Origin of the sequence: Microcystis sp. M49636_WE2 (assembly GCF_030065375.1) — a bacterium.
In the GTDB taxonomy this organism is placed as follows: Bacteria; Cyanobacteriota; Cyanobacteriia; order Cyanobacteriales; family Microcystaceae; genus Microcystis; species Microcystis aeruginosa_C.
In genome coordinates, this window is the sequence record NZ_JASJFG010000910.1 from 1 (window position 1) to 3,073 (window position 3,073).

General features: G+C 42.4%; 4 protein-coding genes. 2 read left to right on the top strand and 2 right to left on the bottom strand.

Going from position 1 to position 3,073, the window contains the following annotated elements:
* The first annotated feature begins 164 nt into the window (after positions 1-164).
* Positions 165-632: a retroviral-like aspartic protease family protein gene (locus PX484_RS20875; RefSeq protein ID WP_002803164.1), complete on the top strand. Its 468-nt coding sequence runs from the start codon at positions 165-167 to the stop codon at positions 630-632.
* On the opposite strand, the gene PX484_RS20880 is transcribed toward PX484_RS20875, so the two are convergent.
* Positions 627-2,288 (bottom strand): M14 family metallopeptidase, encoded by a 1,662-nt coding sequence (locus PX484_RS20880; RefSeq protein WP_287768027.1) that lies wholly within the window; start codon positions 2,286-2,288, stop codon positions 627-629. The two genes, PX484_RS20875 and PX484_RS20880, sit on opposite strands and share 6 nt — an antisense overlap.
* Positions 2,289-2,359: 71 nt before the next feature.
* Here PX484_RS20880 and PX484_RS20885 point away from each other — a divergent pair, with 71 nt between their 5' ends.
* Positions 2,360-2,572 carry a hypothetical protein gene (locus PX484_RS20885; RefSeq protein ID WP_002751038.1) on the top strand — a complete coding sequence of 71 codons (213 nt, stop codon included), beginning with the start codon at positions 2,360-2,362 and terminating at the stop codon, positions 2,570-2,572.
* Here the strand turns inward: PX484_RS20885 and PX484_RS20890 are convergent.
* Positions 2,569-3,073, bottom strand: a 505-nt coding sequence (locus tag PX484_RS20890) for a circadian clock KaiB family protein (protein WP_288105355.1), incomplete at its 5' end; no start/stop codon positions are given. The genes PX484_RS20885 and PX484_RS20890 overlap by 4 nt on opposite strands.

The following is a 3,073-nucleotide window of genomic DNA, read 5'->3' on the forward strand; positions in this document are numbered from 1 at the left end:
AGAGAAGATGCAAGGGTGATGCAAGGGTGATGCAAGGGTTTTAAGAGATTCTAGCAGATTTAAGTGCATTTGGGAAGCTCTCAATCAAGCTAAAAGCCCTTTCCTGTAAGGTTTTTACCATTATTCAGCAAACCCTAATTAGGGGTAGAATTGAGGCTAGTATTATGGTTGAGCCAGCAATTATTGCAGAAGATATGGGCAAAATCTACACCACGATTACAGTTATCAATCGCGCCGATCAAATTTTAGCAGCAGCGGCTGTGATTTCTCCCGATCAAATTCGCTCTCTTACCCTAGAAAATGTCTTGGTGGATACGGGAGCAACTACTCTTTGTCTAGTGCCAGAAGTAATCTCCCGCTTGGGTTTACAGCTTTTAAAAGAAGTAGATGTGGCTACGGCTAAAGGCATAGGAAAAGTGAGAATTTTTCGCGATGCCACCTTGATTATCGCTGGACGAGAAGGCACTTTTGAATGTTGGGAATTACCCGGAGGTCAAAACAATTTATTAGGAGTAATTCCTTTAGAAGCTTTGGGATTAGAACCAGAGCTTCGCGGCCAAAAATTGCGAGTTTTACCCACGGAATCCAACGAGACTTATTTAACAATTTTATCGAACAAAATAGCTCTATAAAGTAACTTTTTGTCTGACTGTTCCGGCTCTTTCAGCTATAGCGACAATCTCGATTTCTTGACCAGAAACTCCTTTAATTACCCATTCCACCGTACAGCGATAATCTAAACCGTGAGCGAGACTACTATATACTTTATTTGATCGCCCTTCTAAGTGACCGATTTCCTGCTCTAATTTTCCCACTATTAAACTTGCATCATCGACCAAATTTAACTTGACTTGAATGGGACGAACTATCTTTCTTTCCAGTGCTTTTTTACTGGTATAAGTGGGTAAGAATCCCTGATTTTCTAACTGTAAAACCAGATGATAAATACCATTGCCCTCCGACTTAAGATCGAGACGAGAGATAGCTAAAAGAGGTGACATTAAAGCATGGGCAATAGTAAACTGACATTGTTTCTCACATAAATCTGGTAAATACTTTTCTGGGGCATTTTGCCAGACATTTTTAAAGTCCCAACCGCCAATTTCCACCTCTCCCAATTGGGGATGATCAAAACTTTGCCAATTAATAAAACCCTTTCCCGCTAAATTCTCATCATTCCAACGCTGTAACTTCAATTCATCTTCAAAAGGATGCCAGCGAAACCATTGAATATAATCATCTTTTTTCACTCCCGCTTGGGTGGGTGCATCCCATAACTCCACCGTAAAACCATACCAACCAAAATGATCGTAACCATAATCATCCATGGCACCGTTAATCACTTCTTTGGGATGATCACGAAAACCGTGATAGACAGAAACGCATTCATAACCAGTCATTGCTTTTCCCTTATCAGCAATATATTTATACATTTCTAAGTCTTCCACGGGGAAATATTCATCGGGATGGGTGCTATAGGGACGCAACATGACTGCCGAATAGGTATGATAGGTAACGAAGCCATTAATATTGGTGTTATTTGCCCAAAATTCGGCTTCTGCACGGGTTTCTGGCTCGGAAAAAGGAAAATCTCCAGCCCCCTGTTGTTCCCCTTCAGGAACCCAATAAACGGGATAATTGCGGTTAAAATCTAGGCCCTCTAGGGTGGGGGCAGTGGTAAAATTATAGCCATCGTAATCGCGGATTAAACCTTCGGTGAGCAAAGTGTAAAAAGTTCCCTCAAATTCCTCCGGTTCGCGACGCACCATAATGCGAGGATATTGTTCAGAAATTTTCCAAGCGCCACAGGTATCTTTTTGGCGCATTTGTAAGATTAAACCATCGCCGTTAATATCTTCAGGATATAGCCCCGGTTTCTCGTCCGTGTGGGGATAGGGGCGAATACTTGATCGTAACATATAGGGAGTGGTGAGATATTTTTCTGCTCCATCCACGGCTAATCGCGGCAAAATATAGACAGTGTAATGGTCAAGAAGTCTGGTAATTGGCGAATTATGACCGTATTGGCTCAAAAGATGAGAGATAGTATAGAGAGCGACGGCAGAACCTGTTACTTCCCCCGCATGGGTGTTAGCATCAATCCAATAGGCAGGTTTTTCTAAATAGGGGCCTGTGGCTTGATTTGTTAGGGTAGTTAACCAGATATCTCGATTTTCGTAGGTTTTACCGATCGAGGTGAGGCTAATTAAATTAGGATAGGATGAGGCTAGGTTTTTGAGGAAAGAAACTAATTCGGCGTAGGGGTAATAGTGGCTAAAATCAAACATAATCTTCTGCAACTAAAAAAAGGATTCTTGGGTTAATTTGACAAAATATGGGATAATAACAGTAAAAAACTATGGATAGTCAAGATATCGCTCGCTACATTGAAGAAACTAACGGTATTTCCAAGCCTTGGCTGTTGGTGCAATTGCGTCTCAAAAAACTGCAAGAACGTCGTGCCAGTCTTTCCCAACAGGAATACATCCAAGAATTGGATGATATTCAGCAAGACTTAATGAAATTGGGCGAATGGTGGCGAGGAATCGAGTCAGAAGTCTTTAAACCCTAAGCGGTGGCGATAATCTGCAATACTCGCGGTAAATCCTCAAATTCGCCGATGATGCGTTTCACTGGTTGCGGCCAAACCCGGACTAAAGTGGGAATAGCAGAGACATGATTAGATTCTGCTTGTTCTGGATGTTTAGAGATATCGATCACTTTCAGGGTATAGGGATGGTGTAATTCTCGTTCCAGAAGCTGATGGATCGATTCTAGGGTGTGTTTAGTATTGGCATTATTGCCGGAGACAAATAACCGCAAAACATAACCCTTGGGACTAGGGTTAGTATAGTCGGAGTCAGCACCAATCACCGGAGTAGCCGCGGGAAGCTCCTGATAACGGAGAATCAGATCGTGGGATTGCCAAAGCTGGGGAAACTGCTGACGATAGGTTTCTAAGATAGTGGGATTAGAGGATTGTTCCTGCCAAGGTACAGTAAACCAAGCTCGCTCGTCCGTGGCGAAAATAGCATTTAATAAAGGCTGATAGCGACGGACAAGGGGATAGACT

Excerpts from the sequence above, each read along its gene's own strand:
- PX484_RS20875 (WP_002803164.1), top strand. The coding sequence starts at position 165 with ATGGTTGAGCCAGCAATTATTGCAGAAGATATGGGCAAAATCTACACC.
- PX484_RS20880 (WP_287768027.1), bottom strand. The coding sequence starts at position 2,288 with ATGTTTGATTTTAGCCACTATTACCCCTACGCCGAATTAGTTTCTTTC.
- PX484_RS20885 (WP_002751038.1), top strand. The coding sequence starts at position 2,360 with ATGGATAGTCAAGATATCGCTCGCTACATTGAAGAAACTAACGGTATT.